Source organism: Enterobacter sp. BIDMC 27 (assembly GCF_000534415.1).
In the GTDB taxonomy this organism is placed as follows: domain Bacteria; phylum Pseudomonadota; class Gammaproteobacteria; order Enterobacterales; family Enterobacteriaceae; genus Enterobacter; species Enterobacter hormaechei_C.
On record NZ_KI973178.1, the window covers coordinates 673490 to 690501 of the forward strand.

The following is a 17012-nucleotide window of genomic DNA, read 5'->3' on the forward strand; positions in this document are numbered from 1 at the left end:
ACCCTTGACGTCCCCGCACCGTCAGCGAGTTTCTCTCAAAACTCGAAAAACTAAAGCCAACGTGAACTTTTGCGGACCCCGTGGTCCGCTTTTTTTTGCGTAAAAAAAAGCCCAGCACTAAGCCAGGCTCCGTTTTTCTCCCTCTCCCTGTGGGAGAGGGCCGGGGTGAGGGCACCAGCCCGCACTATTCAAACCAACCGGTTTTTCGCATCCGCAATCGCCTGCGCTACCTGCTTCGGCGACACGCCACCTTTCGCTGCACGCTTATCCAGGCAGGATTGCAGGGCCAGAATCGGGTAGACATCATCCCCGATAACCGCGCTGAATTTTTGCAGGTCGGCAAGCGCCAGCTCTTCAAGGGCTTTACCCTGACGAATCGCTTCCACCACTGCTTCACCCACAATATGGTGCGCCTCGCGGAACGGTACGCCTTTCGCCACCAGGTAGTCCGCCAGCTCGGTAGAGTTAGCATACCCCTGCTGCGCCGCTTCCTGGCAGCGCGGACGTTTCACCTGAATGCCGTCCAGCACCAGCGCGCCCATATGCAGACAGTCCAGCCAGGTGTCGAGCGCGTCGAACAGCCCCTCTTTGTCTTCCTGCATGTCTTTGTTGTATGCCAGCGGCAGCCCTTTCAGGGTCATCATCATACCGGTCAGCGCGCCCTGCACACGGCCACACTTACCGCGGATCAGCTCCAGCGCATCCGGGTTTTTCTTCTGCGGCATCAGGGAGGAGCCGGACGTCACGCGGTCGGACAGCTCTACAAACCCCGCTTCGCCAGAGTTAAAGAAGATCAGGTCTTCGGCAAAGCGCGACAGGTGCACCATCCCGATAGAGGCATTCGAGAGCAGCTCCAGCACGTGGTCACGGTCAGAGACGCTGTCCAGGCTGTTGCGGGTGGCGGAGGCAAAGCCCAGCCAGCCTGCCAGCTGCTCACGGTCGATTTCATACGCCGTACCGGCCAGCGCGCCGCTGCCCAGCGGGCTGACGTCCAGACGCTTTAAGGTATCCTGTAAACGGCTCTCATCACGCGCCAGCATCTCAACGTAGGCCAGACACCAGTGCGCGAACGTCACCGGCTGCGCGCGTTGCAGGTGGGTATAACCCGGCATCACCGCATCCTGATTGCTCTGCGCGGTGTCCACCAGCGCGCTCTGCAACTGACGATTCGCCGCCAGCAGTTCGCCGACGGTCTCTTTGCACCACAGCTTCAGGTCGGTCGCCACCTGGTCATTACGGCTACGCCCGGTATGGAGCTTTTTACCCAACTGGCCGACTTTGTCGATCAGTTTGCCTTCCACCCAGCTGTGAATATCTTCGGCATCGCTCTGGAGGATTTGCTCCGGATCCAGACGCACCTCTTCCAGCAGGTTGTTCAGCGCCTCTTCCAGCTGCTGCTGTTCGTCTGCGGTCAGCACGCCAACGGTCACCAGCGCTTTGGACCAGGCCACAGAGCCGACAATATCCTGTTCGGCCAGGCGGTAGTCGAAGCGCAAAGAGTCGTTGAACTGTTTGAACCGCTGATCCGCTGCCTGTGTAAAACGCCCACCCCAAAGTGCCATAACGAATTTCCTTAATGATGATATTTTTGCCCGGTGGCGCTGCGCTTACCGGGCCTACAAAATTCACGTAGGCCGGATAAGCGAAGCGCCATCCGGCACAGAATCTTAAGCCAGAATACGCGTGCCAATCGGCGTGCCGTTAAACAGCGCCGGAAGCTGCTCTGCGTGACGCCAGGAGGCGATATCCACCGGGCGGCCCAGCGTGCGGGCCGCATCCAGCGCGGCGTTAACTTTAACGATCATGCCGTCGGTGATAATGCCCTGATCGATCAGCTGCTCGGCTTTTGCGGCGGTCATTTCCGCAATGCGCTGGCCTTTGCCGTCCAGAATGCCGCTCACGTCGGAGAGCAGGATCAGGTCTGCGCCCAGCGTTGCCGCCAGCGCCGTCGCCGCCTGGTCCGCATTGACGTTCATCAGTTCGCCCTCTTCGGTCACGCCGATTGAGCTCACCACCGGCAGGAAACCGCCTTCCAGCAGGGTGTTAATCAGCTCAGGCGAACCTGGCTGCGCCAGTCCAACATGGCCAAGCTCTTCGTCGAGCTGGGTCACTTTTACGCTATCTCCATCGCCCAGACAGAGGCCAACGGAGGCGATATGGTGTTTCTTCGCCCACGCTAGCAGCGTTTTGTTCGCCGTTCCCGCCAGCGCGCCGGTAATGATGTCAATCTGATCCGCTGGCGTCACGCGCAGGCCATTTTTCTTTTTCACCGGCAGGTTGAGCCCTTTCATCAGCTCATCCACCACGCAACCGCCGCCGTGCACAATCACCAGCGGACGTTGGTGTGATTCGCGATAGTTCACCAGTGCGGTAAACAGGCGCTCCAGCGCTTCTTCGCTGTCCAGCAGTACACCACCGAGTTTGATAATTAATGGATTCATCATCACACCTTAAATAAGAGCCTGCGTTTCAGGGAAGCCGAAACGAATATTTGCACACTGCATTGCCTGTGCGGCAGCGCCTTTGAGTAAGTTATCTTCTGCGGCGACCACAATCAGATGCTCGCCCTGCACGGCAAAGCCGATGTCGCAGAACGGCAGGCCAACCACGTTTTTCAACGCCGGCACGCCTTTGTCATACAGGCGCACCAGCGGTTTATCCGCATACGCCTGCGTGAAGACCTCGCTCACCTGTTCTTTGGCCACACCCGGCTTCAGGCGGCAGGTAATTGTTTCGAGGATCCCACGCGGGAAGCTGCCGAGGTGCGGGGTGAAAATCACGTCCGCGCCCAGATGGGTGGTGATTTCAGGGTGATGACGGTGATTAAACACGCCATACGGCTGAAGGCTCACTTCGCAGAAGCTGTTGGAGATCGCCGCTTTGCGCCCGGCGCCGCTCACGCCACTGGTGGCGTTGATCACCGGCCACTGATTCAGATCCAGCAGACCGGCGTCGATCAGCGGCTTCAGGGAAAGCTGCGCCGCCGTCGGGTAGCAGCCCGGCACGGCAATCAGATCCGCTTCTTTCAGTTTGTCAGCGCTCCACTCCGCCAGGCCGTACACCGCTTTTTCGAGCAGATCCGGGTGCTGATGGGTGAAACCGTAATATTTTTCGTAGAACGCGCTGTCGTTAACGCGAAACGCGCCGGAGAGATCAAAGACCACGCAGCCGGCGGCTAAAAATTGCGGTGCCAGGTCGTGGCTAACTTCATGCGCCGTGGCTAAAAACACAACGTCAACGCCGTCGGTGAACTCGCTGATGTCAGACATGGGCTGCAAAGGCAAATCAACCACGCCCTTAAGTTGTGGATGCAAATCGGAAATTAACTTTCCGGCATCATTGCTTTGCGCTGACACGGTCAAAGCGGTTATGGTCATATGAGGGTGGCGATTTACGTAGCTTACAAGCTCTGCGCCCGCATAACCGCTAGCGCCTACAATCAGCGTATTCAACATCGGGTTCCTTTATGCTCAACGATAATGTATTTTTATTCACATTTATTGCATGAATATTGATACTATCACGACCTAAGGTGTGTCAACAATGAAAATGAACTTACCGCCATTTATCGAGATTTACCGCGCCCTGATTGCCACACCCTCCATCAGCGCGACGGAAGAAGCCCTGGATCAGAGCAATGAGTCTTTAATCAATCTGCTGGCGGGTTGGTTTAGCGATCTTGGGTTTAACGTTGAGGTTCAGCCCGTCCCCGGAACACGCCACAAATTTAACCTGCTCGCCAGTACCGGACATGGCGCGGGCGGCCTGCTGCTGGCTGGCCACACTGACACCGTGCCGTTTGATGATGGCCGCTGGACGCGCGATCCGTTCACGCTGACCGAACATGACAACAAACTCTACGGTTTGGGCACCGCCGACATGAAAGGCTTTTTCGCCTTTATCCTCGACGCGCTGCGTGACGTGGACGTGACAACCCTGAAAAAGCCGCTCTACATTCTGGCGACCGCCGATGAAGAGACCAGCATGGCGGGCGCACGTTATTTCTCTGAAAACACATCGATTCGTCCTGACTGCGCGATCATCGGCGAACCGACCTCTCTGCAACCGATTCGGGCGCACAAAGGCCATATTTCTACCGCGGTGCGCGTGCTCGGACAGTCCGGCCACTCCAGCGATCCGGCGCGCGGCGTGAACGCCATCGAGCTGATGCATGACGCGATTGGCCGCATCATGACCCTGCGCGACGATCTGAAAGAGCGCTATCACTACGAGGCGTTCACCGTGCCGTATCCGACGCTAAACCTCGGCAGCCTGCACGGCGGTGATGCGTCCAACCGTATCTGCGCCTGCTGCGAACTGCATATGGATATCCGTCCTCTGCCGGGCATGACGCTGAGCGATCTGGATGGCTTACTGAACGAAGCGCTGGCACCGGTCAGCGAGCGCTGGCCGGGCCGTCTGACGGTCTCCGAACTGCATCCGCCGATTCCAGGCTACGAATGTCCGCCTGACCATCAACTGGTTCAGGTGGTGGAAAAACTGCTCGGCGAGAAAACCGACGTGGTGAACTACTGCACCGAAGCGCCGTTTATTCAGACGCTGTGCCCGACGCTGGTTCTGGGCCCTGGCTCCATCAACCAGGCCCACCAGCCGGACGAATATCTCGAAACCCGCTTCATCAAGCCCACTCGCGAACTCATTACCCAGGTTGTGCATCACTTCTGCTGGCATTAAAAACGCACCGAACAGTCCCCTCTCCCTGTGGGAGAGGGTTAGGGTGAGGGCAACAAATCGCATGATCTTCGTCACATTCCCATAAGCATCTCTTATCTGACGCAATACGAATTAAATTTCGTAAATTGCCCACATTTATTCGTTTGCTGAACCGTTTTCGCAGCAATTGACGACGGGGGTTTTACGTGGCTTTATAAAGGGAGATGACAAAATAATGTCCAGAAGATTTTCGCATGGGCATAAACAAAAATGATGGGGTGACTGGGTTTTTATGAACGAACAATATTCCGCGTTGCGTAGTAATGTCAGTATGCTCGGCAAAGTGCTTGGAGATACCATCAAAGACGCACTGGGGGAGAACATCCTCGACCGCGTTGAAACCATCCGCAAGCTGTCCAAATCTTCCCGCGCCGGTAACGAGGCCAATCGTCAGGAGCTGCTCACCACCTTGCAGAACCTCTCTAACGATGAGCTGCTGCCCGTTGCCCGCGCCTTCAGCCAGTTTCTGAACCTGGCAAACACCGCTGAGCAATACCACAGCATTTCGCCAAAAGGCGAAGCGGCCAGCAACCCGGAAGTCATTGCCCGCACCCTTCGTAAACTCAAAGACCAGCCCGATCTCAACGAAGCGACCATCAAAAAAGCGGTGGAATCCCTTTCGCTGGAGCTGGTGCTGACCGCACACCCAACCGAAATCACCCGTCGTACGCTGATCCACAAAATGGTGGAAGTGAACAACTGTCTGAAGCAGCTGGATAACAAAGACATTGCCGACTACGAGCGTAACCAGCTTATGCGCCGTCTGCGCCAGCTGATTGCCCAGTCCTGGCACACGGATGAAATTCGTAAACATCGCCCAAGCCCGGTCGACGAAGCCAAATGGGGCTTTGCGGTGGTGGAAAACAGCCTGTGGGAAGGGGTCCCCAACTACCTGCGCGAGCTGAACGAACAGCTTGAAGAGAACCTGGGCTACCGCCTGCCGGTTGATTTTGTTCCGGTGCGCTTCACCTCCTGGATGGGCGGCGACCGCGACGGCAACCCGAACGTGACGGCGGAAATCACCCGTCACGTCCTGCTGCTGAGCCGCTGGAAAGCGACCGACCTGTTCCTGAAAGATATTCAGGTGCTGATCTCCGAGCTGTCGATGGTGGAAGCCACGCCGGAACTGCGCGCGCTGGCCGGTGAAGAAGGCGCCAGCGAACCGTACCGTTTCCTGATGAAAAAACTGCGCGGTCAGCTGATGGCCACTCAGGCCTGGCTGGAAGCGCGCCTTAAAGGCCAGCGCCTGCCGAAGCCGGAAGGTCTGCTGAGCCAGAACGAACAGCTCTGGGAGCCGCTGTACGCCTGCTATAAATCGCTCCAGGCCTGTGGGATGGGCATCATTGCCAACGGCGAACTGCTCGACACCCTGCGCCGCGTGAAGTGTTTCGGCGTGCCGCTGGTGCGTATCGACGTTCGTCAGGAAAGTACCCGTCATACCGAAGCACTGGGCGAGCTGACCCGCTACCTCGGCATCGGCGACTATGAAAGCTGGTCAGAAGCCGACAAACAGGCGTTCCTGATCCGCGAGCTGAACTCCAAGCGCCCGCTGCTGCCGCGCAACTGGGAGCCAAGCAACGACACCCGCGAAGTACTCAACACCTGTAAAGCGATCGTGGATGCGCCGAAAGGATCGGTGGCCGCCTATGTGATCTCCATGGCGAAGACCCCGTCCGACGTGCTGGGCGTTCACCTTCTGCTGAAAGAAGCGGGCATTGACTATGCTCTGCCAGTGGCCCCGCTGTTTGAGACCCTCGACGACCTGAACAACGCTAACGACGTGATGACCCAGTTGCTGAACATCGACTGGTATCGCGGCTTTATTCAGGGCAAACAGATGGTGATGATTGGCTATTCCGACTCCGCGAAAGATGCGGGCGTGATGGCAGCCTCCTGGGCGCAGTATCAGGCGCAGGATGCGCTAATCAAAACCTGCGAAAAAGCCGGTATTGAACTGACCCTGTTCCACGGACGCGGCGGCTCCATTGGTCGTGGCGGTGCGCCTGCACACGCAGCGCTGCTCTCTCAACCACCAGGAAGCCTGAAAGGCGGCCTGCGCGTGACCGAGCAGGGCGAGATGATCCGCTTCAAGTACGGCCTGCCGGAAGTGACCATCAGCAGCCTGTCGCTCTATACCAGTGCGATCCTGGAAGCCAACCTGCTGCCGCCGCCGGAGCCAAAAGAGTCCTGGTGCCGGATTATGGACGAGCTGTCTGACATCTCCTGCGACCTCTATCGCGGCTACGTGCGTGAAAACAAAGACTTTGTGCCTTACTTCCGCTCAGCAACGCCTGAGCAGGAGCTGGGTAAACTGCCTCTGGGTTCGCGCCCGGCCAAGCGTCGCCCGACCGGCGGCGTTGAATCGCTGCGCGCCATTCCGTGGATCTTCGCCTGGACGCAAAACCGTCTGATGCTGCCGGCCTGGCTGGGTGCCGGTGCGGCGCTGCAAAAAGTGGTGGAAGACGGAAAGCAGAGCGAACTGGAAACCATGTGCCGCGACTGGCCATTCTTCTCTACCCGTCTGGGCATGCTGGAGATGGTCTTCTCGAAAGCCGACCTGTGGCTGGCGGAATACTACGATCAGCGTCTGGTGAAACCAGAGCTGTGGGCGCTGGGTAAAGAGCTGCGCGAGCTGCTTGAAGGCGATATTAAAGTGGTGCTGGATATCGCTAATGACTCCCACCTGATGGAAGACCTGCCGTGGATCGCCGAGTCTATCCAGCTGCGTAACATCTACACCGACCCGCTGAACGTTTTACAGGCTGAACTGCTACACCGTTCGCGTCTGGCGGAGGAGGAAGGTAAAGAGCCGGATCCGCGCGTTGAACAGGCGCTGATGGTAACGATAGCAGGCGTTGCGGCAGGTATGCGCAACACCGGTTAATGCTCAGTGCCCGGCAGCGCTACGCTTGCCGGGCACTTCTCGATCTTCCCCCTTCCCTGATCTCCCCCTCAATCTTTGCCACCGGTAAGGCAATCACGTTTCACTTAGACGTAGCGCAACAAATGACCGGCACGCCGGGAGTAGAGTCACTCTTAGTGCAGTTCGAACAGGACAGAATTTACCTCAAACACTAAGGGAGTAATGTTATGGACCGTGTCATTCAATCCCCGGGAAAATACATCCAGGGCGCAGATGTTCTCACTCGCCTCGGCGACTACCTGAAGCCGCTGGCAAATCGCTGGCTGGTGGTGGGCGATAAATTTGTGCTGGGTTTTGCTGAAGAAACCCTGCGCCAGAGTTTTAAAAAAGCCGGACTCCATGCCGAAATTGCACCATTTGGTGGCGAATGTTCGCAAAATGAAATCGATCGCCTGAAAAAGCTGGCCGACAGCACTGACTGTCTGGCGGTGCTGGGTATCGGCGGCGGAAAAACGCTGGATACTGCCAAAGCGCTGGCCCACTTTATGGACGTGCCGGTGGCCATTGCCCCGACCATTGCCTCCACCGATGCGCCGTGCAGCGCCCTTTCCGTGATTTATACCGACAGCGGCGAGTTCGATCGCTACCTGATGCTGCCGCACAACCCGAACATGGTGATTGTCGATACCAAAGTGGTGGCGGGCGCACCTGCACGCCTGCTGGCCGCCGGGATTGGCGATGCCCTGGCAACCTGGTTTGAAGCGCGTGCCTGCTCACGTAGCGGCGCGACGACCATGGCGGGCGGCAAGTGCACGCAGGCAGCGTTAGCGCTGGCAGAGTTGTGCTACAACACGCTGGTTGAAGAGGGCGAGAAAGCGATGCTGGCGGCGGAACAGCACGTGGTCACACCGGCTCTGGAACGCATTATCGAAGCCAACACCTATCTCAGCGGCGTGGGCTTTGAAAGCGGCGGGCTGGCGGCGGCGCATGCCATTCACAACGGCATGACGGCGGTGCCGGATGCGCATCATTTCTACCATGGTGAAAAGGTCGCGTTCGGCACGCTGACGCAACTGGTACTGGAGAACGCGCCGGTTGAAGAAATTGAGACCGTCGCCGCGCTTTGCCACAGTGTTGGGCTGCCGATCACGCTGGCGCAGCTGAATATCAAAGAGGATATTCCGGCCAAAATGCGGCTGATCGCGGAGGCGTCCTGTGCCGAAGGGGAAACCATTCACAACATGCCTGGCGGCGTAACGCCGGATCAGGTCTATGCGGCGCTGCTGGTGGCGGACCAGTACGGACAGCGATTCTTGCAGGAGTGGGAGTAACGAAAAAAGCCGGGTGGCGCTGCGCTTACCCGGCCTACATGGCACTTTAATTTGTAGGCCGGGTAAGGCGTAGCCGCCACCCGGCACATGGGTTACTTCACATCAAACCGGTCCAAATCCATCACTCGCGCCCACGCGGCAACAAAATCACGGACGAACTTCTCGTGTGCATCACTGCTGGCGTAAACTTCGGCCAGCGCACGCAGGACGGCGTTTGAACCGAAGACCAGATCGGCGCGGGTCGCGGTGTATTTCACTTCCCCGCTTGCACGATCGCTACCGGCAAACAGCTCGTTTGAGTCGTCGGTCGCTTTCCACTGGGTGTTCATATCCAGCAGATTAACGAAGAAGTCGTTGCTCAGCACGCCCTCGCGGTTGGTAAACACGCCATTCTTGCTGCCATCGAAGTTTGCACCCAGTACGCGCAGACCGCCGATCAGCACCGTCAGTTCCGGCGCAGTCAGGGTCAGCTGCTGGGCTTTGTCGATCAGCAGCGACTCCGTAGTGGACACATCCACCTGCGCACGGTAGTTGCGGAAACCGTCAGCAACCGGTTCGAGCAGGTTAAACATCTCGATGTCCGTCTGGTCCTGACGCGCATCCACGCGGCCCGGGGTGAACGGTACGTTGACGTAAACGCCCGCGGCTTTCGCCGCCTGCTCAACGCCCACAACACCCGCCAGCACGATGATATCGGCCAGTGAGGCTTTATTAGTGGTGCGCTGGATTGCTTCCAGAGCCGGTAACGCCCGCACCGCCGCGGCGTTCACATCCCAGTCGCGCTGAGGCGCCAGCGCCAGACGCGCGCCGTTAGCGCCGCCACGCTTGTCGCCGCCGCGGAAGGTCGATGCCGACGCCCAGGCCACGGAAACCAGCTCGCTCACGGAGAGACCAGAGGCCGCGATTTCCGCTTTCAGGCTTTCAATATCTTCCTGCGTCGGATGGAACACCGGCTGAGGCAGCGGATCCTGCCAAATCAGATCTTCTTTCGGTACTTCCGGGCCGATGTACCGCGCTTTTGGCCCCATATCGCGGTGGGTCAGCTTGAACCACGCGCGCGCAAAGGCTTCGTTGAAGGCCTGCGGATCGTTCAGGAAGCGACGGGAAATTTTCTCGAATTCCGGATCAAAACGCAGCGTCAGATCGGTGACCAGCATGGTTGGCTTGCGTTTTTTCGACGGGTCGAACGGGTCAGGCATAATTTCCGGCGCATCCACGGCTTCGAACTGAATGGCGCCCGCCGGGCTACGCGTCTGCACCCATTCGTATTTGAACAGGTTCTCGAAGAAGTAATTGCTCCACTGGGTCGGGGTTTGAGACCAGATAACTTCCAGCCCGGAGGTGATGGCGTCAGCGCCAATACCGGTGCCGTGCGTGCTGGCCCAGCCCAGGCCCTGCGCTTCAATCGGCGACGCTTCCGGGTCAGTGCCCACGTGCGTGGCTTCACCTGCGCCGTGCGTTTTACCGAGCGTATGGCCGCCCGCAATCAGCGCGACGGTCTCTTCGTCATTCATGCCCATGTTGCCAAAGGTAGCGCGGATCGCCGCCGCCGCAGACAGCGGTTCACCGCTGGCGTTCGGCCCTTCCGGGTTAACGTAAATTAGGCCCATTTCGGTGGCCGCAAGCGGGCGCTTCGCCAGCGCTTCCGGGTCACGGTGGGTCAGCCAGGCTTTTTCATCGCCCCAGTTCACGTCCAGATCCGGTTCCCAAACGTCTTCACGCCCGGCACCGAAACCAAAGGTGCGGAAGCCGGAGTTCTCCAGCGCCACGTTACCCGCGAGGATAAAGAGGTCAGCCCAGGAGATTTTTTGTCCGTATTTTTGCTTAATTGGCCACAGCAGGCGGCGAGCCTTATCCAGGCTGACGTTATCCGGCCAGGAGTTCAGCGGTGCAAAGCGTTGCTGACCGCGTCCGGCGCCGCCGCGACCGTCAACGGAGCGATAGGTACCCGCACCGTGCCAGGCCATACGGATAAACAGGCCCGCATAGCTGCCCCAGTCGGCAGGCCACCACGGTTGTGAGTCGGTTAACAGTGCTTTGAGATCGCCCTTAAGGGCGGAATAGTCGAGCTTGCTGAATTCTTTGCGGTAGTCGAAGTCTTCACCCAGAGGGTTAGAACGGCTGGAGTGTTGATTAAGTAGATCGATGCGAAGTTGTTTAGGCCACCATTCTTTGCTGCCGGTACCTGCACCCGCGCTATGATCGACGCCGCCCTGGTGGAACGGACATTTGCCGGCGGATGCCGCGTTATTGGTCTCGTCTGACATGCTCATCGCTATGCTCCCTTTACAGTGTTACCGTTACGATATACACCACTAGCGATAAGAGATAGTTGAATTAATCCACAGATTCGATAGCTAATACCTTTTAACTCTCCGTTCGATTAAAAAACCCTCATTTTATGAGGGTTTTTTACTTTACAGCGCCGGGCGAACACCGAGCGTATGGCAAATGGCATAGCTCATTTCCGCGCGGTTCAGGGTATAGAAATGGAAATCTTTCACCCCTTCGCGACTTAAAATCTTCACCATGTCCATCGCGATATTGGCCCCCACCAGCTTACGGGTTTCCGGATCGTCGTCCAGCCCTTCGTACATTTTGGACATCCACAGCGGAATGCGCACGTTGGTCATATCCGCGAATTTCTTCGCCTGTTTGAAGTTCGAGACCGGCAGAATGCCAGGGATGATTTCGACATCAATACCCGCCGAGACGCAGCGGTCGCGAAAGCGCAGGTAGCTTTCCACGTCAAAGAAGAACTGAGTAATCGCGCGGTTAGCACCGGCCTCCACTTTACGCTTCAGGTTGAGCAGATCCGCCTGGGCGCTTTTGGCTTCCGGGTGAACTTCAGGGTAGGCAGCCACGGAGATATCAAAGTCGGCAACGTCTTTCAGCAGCCCGACCAGATCGGTGGCATACATCTCCGGCTTGCCGCTGCCTGGCGGGAGGTCGCCGCGCAGGGCCACAATGTGGCGAATGCCGTTATTCCAGTAGTCCTGGGCAATGGCGCGCAGTTCATCACGGGTGGCGTCGATACAGGTCAGGTGCGGTGCCGCTTCCAGACCGGTTCGATCTTTAATGCCCTTAATGATGCTGTGCGTGCGGTCACGCTCACCGGAGTTGGCGCCGTAGGTCACAGAGACGAACTTCGGCTTCAGGCTGCTCAGGCGATCGATAGAGCTCCACAGGGTTTGCTCCATTTCACTGGTGCGCGGCGGGAAAAATTCAAAAGAGACGTTAATCTGGCCGTTTACTTCGGCCAGGCTCTGATTCAGGGCTTCCCGCTGGTTGGCGTGAAAAAAGCTCATACCTTACCTCTATCTTTCGCGTGTCGTTGTTTGTTGTGTTGTGAACTTCTATACGTTTAGACGTCCAGATGTAAAAATGACGGAAAAGCGGGATGACGTCAACAGAAATAATCAACATTAACGGTGAGGTTTGTTCAGGAAAGATGAAGGGCGTTCATGATGGGGGTGAGAAGCACGCCCTCTCCCCATTGGGGAGAGGGTTAGGGTGAGGGGTTACAGCAGCTTAGCCAGACGATTAATATCAGACTGAATGGCCCCGGCGGTGACATCGCGTCCCGCGCCCGGGCCACGGATCACCAGCGGGTTATCGCGATACCAGCGGCTTTCGATGGCGAAGACGTTGTCGCACGGCAGGAGCGCCGCCAGCGGATGTTCAGGACGCACCGCCTCCACGCCCACGCGCGCTTTACCGTTCGCCTCGAAACGCGCCACGTAACGCAGCACCAGGCCCATCTCGTTAGCCGCTTCCAGACGTTGCACCATCTGCTCGTTCAGCTCGTCACCGTTCTCGAAGAAGTGATCGACGGACCCCTCCTCGCAGCCCGCAGGCACCAGAGACTCAACGCGTACCTGACCCGGCTCAATGTCGTAGCCGGCTTCACGCGCCAGGATCACCAGCTTGCGCATCACATCTTTACCGGCAAGGTCAACGCGCGGATCCGGCTCGGTTAAGCCCTGCTGCCACGCCTGATCCACCAGGTCGGTGAACGGAACGGTGCCGTCAAACTGCAAAAACAGCCAGGAGAGCGTGCCGGAGAAGATCCCGCTCAGCGCCAGAATGCTGTCGCCGCTTTCAATCAGGTCGCGCACGGTATGGTTCACTGGCAGGCCCGCGCCAACGGTGGCGTTATACAGCCAGTGACGGCCCGTTTTTTCGAATGCGTCATGGATCTGACGGTATTTATCAGTGCTGCTCGCGCCCGCCAGTTTGTTGGCGCTGATGACGTGGAAACCGTGGCTGGCGAAATCCAGATACTGATCGGCCAGCTGTTCGCTGGCAGTCACGTCCAGCACCACCAGATCGTCGTACGGGTGCGCGCGCATCCACAGGAACAGCGACTCTTCATCCTGCTCAACCGCTTCATCGTTAAAGAAGGCCAGCGCCCGGCTGGCGTCCAGCCCTTCGTAGTTCAGCAGGCTGCGGCGGCTGTCCACCACCCCTGCCAGAATAAATTCAAACCCGGTACGCGCCGAAAGCGTTACCTGCTCGCGGGCGAACAGCTCCAGCCAGCGGGAACCGATGTTCCCTTTCCCGAACAGTACCAGGCCGATGCGTTTTTCCGCGCGGAACAGGGAGGTGTGCAGACCCTGAATCAGGCTTTCGGTTGGCCCTTTACGCAGCACGGCAACCAGACTGATGCCCTCTTCCGACTGCCAGGTGAACTCCACCGGCTGACCTTTCAGTTGCTGCCAGAAGCGGTGGCAGTGGAGCGGGTTACGGGTGACGCCCGCGCCCACCATCGCCACCAGCGCCAGCCCCTGACGCAGGCGAAGCTCGCCCGGCAGGCCCGCTTCATCCAGAATTTTCAGGGCGCTGTCCACCACTTCAGCGGTATAGCAGAACTGCAACAGCTGACGATCGTTATGTACGCCAACGGCCAGCGGACGCACCTGGGCACGTTTCAGGATGGTGTCGATATCTTTGTGTGCCAGTTTGAAATCCTGGCCCGCAGGCACCTGGAACTCAATCAGGCAGATGTCATCATGGCTGGTGACAATGCGCGCGCCCGTACCGGATGCCAGCACGCGTTCAATGCGGGTGGAACCCTGATCCGGCGTGTAGCTACAGCGTAGTTGCAGGTCGATGTCGCTGCCGGAAACCGGCTGTAGCGTGCGCGCGTGCAGCACCGGGGCCGCCAGACGCGCCAGTTCGCTCGCTTCGTCGAGACGCAGCAGCGGCAGCAGGCAGGCATCTTTTACTTTGCGCGGGTCCGCGCTGTAGACACCGGCCACGTCGCTCCAGATGGTGACGCGGGACACGCCCGCCAGGGCGCCAATCTGCGTTGCCGAGTAGTCAGAGCCGTTACGGCCCAGCAGAACGGTTTCGCCGGCATTGCTGCGGCTGATAAAACCGGTGACGACAATACGTTTACCAGGATGTTGCACCAGCAGCTGTTGCAGCAGCGGGTAAGACAACCCTTCGTCCACCTGCGGCTGTGCGGCACGTTCGGCACGCAGGAAATCACGCGCGTCGAGCCAGGCGGCTTCCACACCAAGATGTTGCAGCACGGCGGCCATCAGGCGTGCAGACCACACTTCACCGTGGCCAACCACTTCCGCATACACTGCATCGGTAATGCCGCTGTCAAGCAGAGCGGCCAGACGCTCAAGGTCGTGCGTAAAAGCGCTAATCAGCCCGTCCGCCACGTCCGCAGGCAGCAAACCGGCAATCAGTTCACTCTGGTAACGACGTAAGGACTGTTGCACCTGATGCGCAGAGAGGCGATCGGTCTGGCTCAGTTTCAGCCAGCTAATCAACTGGTTGGTGGTGCTGCCCGCCGCAGAGACAACCATCATGTCCCCCGGCTGTGAATACTCGGTCATGATCCCTGCGACACGCAGGTAACATTTCACATCAGCAAGACTACTACCACCAAACTTGTGCAGCTGACGACCCTTCGTCCCTGCCTGCGCTATCACACTCATGATTACCCCTTGGCTGCGACCCGGAAGCCATTTTCCAGATCGGCAATTAAATCTTCAGAATCTTCAATACCGGTCGAGATACGCAGCAGCGTCTCGGAAATCCCGGCGGCGGCACGTGCTTCGGGTGCCATACCTGCGTGCGTCATGGTTGCGGCGTGGGAGATCAAGCTTTCTACTCCCCCTAAGGATTCCGCCAGCGTAAACAATGACAACCCGCTCAGGAAGCGACGCAGCGTTTGCTCGTCACCGTCCAGTTCAAAACTTAACATCGCGCCAAATCCTTTCTGTTGGCGCGCGGCAATCTCGTGCCCCTGATTTTCCGGCAGCGACGGGTGATAAAGCTTCTTCACCAGCGGCTGGGTTTTCAGGAAATCCACGATCGCCTGGGCATTACGCTGCGCCACGTCCATACGCGGCGACAGCGTACGGATGCCGCGCAACAGCAAATAGCTGTCGAACGCGCCCGCGGTGACGCCAATGTTATTGGCCCACCATGCCAGTTCGGTGACTACCTCAGGATCTTTGGCAATCACCACACCTGCTACTACGTCAGAATGGCCGTTCAGATATTTAGTGCATGAATGCAACACCAGATCGGCACCCAGTGCCAGTGGGTTCTGAAGGGCCGGACTGAGGAACGTATTATCCACTACACTTATCGCTCCCGCATCCCTTGCGAGCTGACAAATTTTCGCAATATCGACTACGCGCAACAATGGATTGCTTGGACTTTCCACCAGCACCAGCTTCGGCTGCTCGGCAAGCGCCTGTTTCAGCGCCTGTTCGTCGTTTTGATCGACAAACAGCACACGGTAGCAGCCACGTTTCGCCAGGCTATCAAACAGACGATAGCTGCCGCCATAACAGTCGTGCGGCGCCACCAGCAGATCGCCAGATTTCAGGAACACCGTAGTCACCAGGTGAATGGCAGACATGCCGGTATTGGTTAATACCGCACCCGCGCCGCCTTCCAGTTCCGCCAGCGCGCGCTGGGTGACGTCACGCGTAGGATTGCCGCGACGCGAGTAGTCATGCGCGCGGGGTTCATTAAATCCGGTGAAATTATAGGTGCTGGAGAGATGAATTGGCGGGACAACGCAGCCGTACTGCTCGTCATCATTCAATCCGCTACGCACTGCGATGGTGGCCTGTTTACGCGTCATGGTGAGGCTTCCTGGCGAATGAGGTGAAAAGTCAGGCACCAGAGTAAACATTGAAAGTATGGACGTCAATACATCTGGACATCTAAACTTCTTTGCGTATAGATTGAGCAATGTGCAAATAGCCGTTAAAATTATATGCTTTAGGACACGCTACAGCGGCAATATCCGTGCCTCGGTATCGTCTCTACGGTAAACTACGCAAGATTACGGTTCAAAACTGATGGTTACCGGTTTTGCACCTTTAGATTAATGACTGAGAGGATTAAAGGTATCTCATGGCTGAATGGAGCGGCGAATATATCAGCCCATACGCTGAGCACGGTAAGAAGAGTGAGCAAGTCAAGAAAATCACGGTGTCCATTCCTCTGAAGGTGTTGAAGATCCTCACCGATGAACGTACGCGTCGTCAGGTGAACAACCTGCGTCACGCCACCAACAGCGAACTGCTGTGCGAAGCGTTCCTGCATGCGTTTACCGGCCAACCGTTGCCGAACGATGACGATCTGCGCAAAGAGCGCAGTGACGAAATTCCAGAAGAGGCGAAGGTGATCATGCGTGAACTGGGTATCGACCCGGATACGTGGGAATACTGATAAGCGGATACAAAAAAGGCACCTTGCGGTGCCTTTTTTTCGGGAAACTTATTTAGCGCCCGGGATGCTGAAACGCTTGTTGAAGCGGTCAACACGGCCACCGGTTGCAACATCACGCTGCTTACCAGTGTAGAACGGGTGGCATTTGCCGCACACGTCCAGGTTCAGATCGTGACCCACGGTAGAGCGGATCTGGATAGAGTTACCGCAAGAGCAGTTTGCAGTAATCATTTCGTATTTCGGGTGAATATCTTTTTTCATGGGAGAACCTCAGTTAAGGCCGCGTCGCTCTTCCAGCCCTAACGCCAGACACCACGCGATGTTGAATGTAAGTTCTTTGGCGTAAAATACACCAAAGGCGGCGAATCATACAG

The 17012-nt window shown here is 57.7% G+C and carries 12 protein-coding genes; 4 read left to right on the forward strand and 8 right to left on the reverse strand.

Going from position 1 to position 17012, the window contains the following annotated elements:
• Positions 1 to 188: 188 nt before the first annotated feature.
• From argH to argC, 3 genes are all read right to left on the reverse strand, one after another.
• Positions 189 to 1562, reverse strand: a complete 1374-nt coding sequence (gene argH, locus L463_RS19265; protein ID WP_032104309.1) for an argininosuccinate lyase — start codon at positions 1560 to 1562, stop codon at positions 189 to 191.
• A gap of 105 nt (positions 1563 to 1667) precedes the next feature.
• Positions 1668 to 2444, reverse strand: coding sequence for an acetylglutamate kinase (argB, locus tag L463_RS19260; RefSeq protein WP_015569958.1), 777 nt, complete (start codon positions 2442 to 2444; stop codon positions 1668 to 1670).
• Positions 2445 to 2450: 6 nt separating this feature from the next.
• The gene (gene argC / locus L463_RS19255) at positions 2451 to 3455 is read right to left on the reverse strand and encodes an N-acetyl-gamma-glutamyl-phosphate reductase (RefSeq protein ID WP_032104307.1); all 1005 of its coding nucleotides are present in this window, start codon (positions 3453 to 3455) and stop codon (positions 2451 to 2453) included.
• 88 nt (positions 3456 to 3543) lie between these two features.
• On the opposite strand from argC, the gene argE reads away from it, so the two are divergent.
• The 3 genes from argE to L463_RS19235 all read left to right on the forward strand — a co-directional run bounded on the left by argE (position 3544) and on the right by L463_RS19235 (position 8928).
• Entirely contained in the window at positions 3544 to 4695 is a 1152-nt protein-coding gene (gene argE / locus L463_RS19250) for an acetylornithine deacetylase (protein ID WP_015569956.1), read from the forward strand.
• A gap of 271 nt (positions 4696 to 4966) precedes the next feature.
• Positions 4967 to 7618 carry a phosphoenolpyruvate carboxylase gene (gene ppc, locus L463_RS19245; protein ID WP_017383108.1) on the forward strand — a complete coding sequence of 884 codons (2652 nt, stop codon included), beginning with the start codon at positions 4967 to 4969 and terminating at the stop codon, positions 7616 to 7618.
• A gap of 206 nt (positions 7619 to 7824) precedes the next feature.
• Positions 7825 to 8928 carry a bifunctional L-1,2-propanediol dehydrogenase/glycerol dehydrogenase gene (locus L463_RS19235; RefSeq protein ID WP_015569954.1) on the forward strand — a complete coding sequence of 368 codons (1104 nt, stop codon included), beginning with the start codon at positions 7825 to 7827 and terminating at the stop codon, positions 8926 to 8928.
• A 92-nt stretch (positions 8929 to 9020) separates the two neighbouring features.
• On the opposite strand, the gene katG is transcribed toward L463_RS19235, so the two are convergent.
• From katG to metB, 4 genes are all read right to left on the reverse strand, one after another.
• Entirely contained in the window at positions 9021 to 11201 is a 2181-nt protein-coding gene (gene katG / locus L463_RS19230) for a catalase/peroxidase HPI (protein ID WP_017383105.1), read from the reverse strand.
• A gap of 144 nt (positions 11202 to 11345) precedes the next feature.
• Complete coding sequence (metF, locus tag L463_RS19225) at positions 11346 to 12236, reverse strand: methylenetetrahydrofolate reductase (protein ID WP_032104303.1); 891 nt, start codon at positions 12234 to 12236, stop codon at positions 11346 to 11348.
• Positions 12237 to 12449: 213 nt separating this feature from the next.
• A complete protein-coding gene (locus tag L463_RS19220; RefSeq protein ID WP_017383103.1) occupies positions 12450 to 14882 on the reverse strand; it encodes a bifunctional aspartate kinase/homoserine dehydrogenase II in 2433 nt (810 codons plus the stop codon).
• A 2-nt stretch (positions 14883 to 14884) separates the two neighbouring features.
• Positions 14885 to 16045, reverse strand: a complete 1161-nt coding sequence (gene metB / locus L463_RS19215; protein WP_032104301.1) for a cystathionine gamma-synthase — start codon at positions 16043 to 16045, stop codon at positions 14885 to 14887.
• 275 nt (positions 16046 to 16320) lie between these two features.
• Between metB and metJ the strand changes: the two genes are divergently transcribed.
• Complete coding sequence (metJ, locus tag L463_RS19210; RefSeq protein WP_006179183.1) at positions 16321 to 16638, forward strand: met regulon transcriptional regulator MetJ; 318 nt, start codon at positions 16321 to 16323, stop codon at positions 16636 to 16638.
• A gap of 48 nt (positions 16639 to 16686) precedes the next feature.
• On the opposite strand, the gene rpmE is transcribed toward metJ, so the two are convergent.
• Positions 16687 to 16899: a 50S ribosomal protein L31 gene (gene rpmE / locus L463_RS19205; RefSeq protein ID WP_003862040.1), complete on the reverse strand. Its 213-nt coding sequence runs from the start codon at positions 16897 to 16899 to the stop codon at positions 16687 to 16689.
• Between the last annotated feature and the right edge of the window lie 113 nt (positions 16900 to 17012).

Bases quoted from the DNA above. Each gene is read 5' to 3' on its own strand.
- argB (WP_015569958.1), bottom strand. From the start codon at position 2,444: ATGATGAATCCATTAATTATCAAACTCGGTGGTGTACTGCTGGACAGC.
- L463_RS19220 (WP_017383103.1), bottom strand. From the start codon at position 14,882: ATGAGTGTGATAGCGCAGGCAGGGACGAAGGGTCGTCAGCTGCACAAG.
- argH (WP_032104309.1), bottom strand. From the start codon at position 1,562: ATGGCACTTTGGGGTGGGCGTTTTACACAGGCAGCGGATCAGCGGTTC.
- rpmE (WP_003862040.1), bottom strand. From the start codon at position 16,899: ATGAAAAAAGATATTCACCCGAAATACGAAATGATTACTGCAAACTGC.
- L463_RS19235 (WP_015569954.1), top strand. From the start codon at position 7,825: ATGGACCGTGTCATTCAATCCCCGGGAAAATACATCCAGGGCGCAGAT.
- argE (WP_015569956.1), top strand. From the start codon at position 3,544: ATGAAAATGAACTTACCGCCATTTATCGAGATTTACCGCGCCCTGATT.
- ppc (WP_017383108.1), top strand. From the start codon at position 4,967: ATGAACGAACAATATTCCGCGTTGCGTAGTAATGTCAGTATGCTCGGC.
- metJ (WP_006179183.1), top strand. From the start codon at position 16,321: ATGGCTGAATGGAGCGGCGAATATATCAGCCCATACGCTGAGCACGGT.
- metF (WP_032104303.1), bottom strand. From the start codon at position 12,236: ATGAGCTTTTTTCACGCCAACCAGCGGGAAGCCCTGAATCAGAGCCTG.
- katG (WP_017383105.1), bottom strand. From the start codon at position 11,201: ATGAGCATGTCAGACGAGACCAATAACGCGGCATCCGCCGGCAAATGT.
- metB (WP_032104301.1), bottom strand. From the start codon at position 16,045: ATGACGCGTAAACAGGCCACCATCGCAGTGCGTAGCGGATTGAATGAT.
- argC (WP_032104307.1), bottom strand. From the start codon at position 3,455: ATGTTGAATACGCTGATTGTAGGCGCTAGCGGTTATGCGGGCGCAGAG.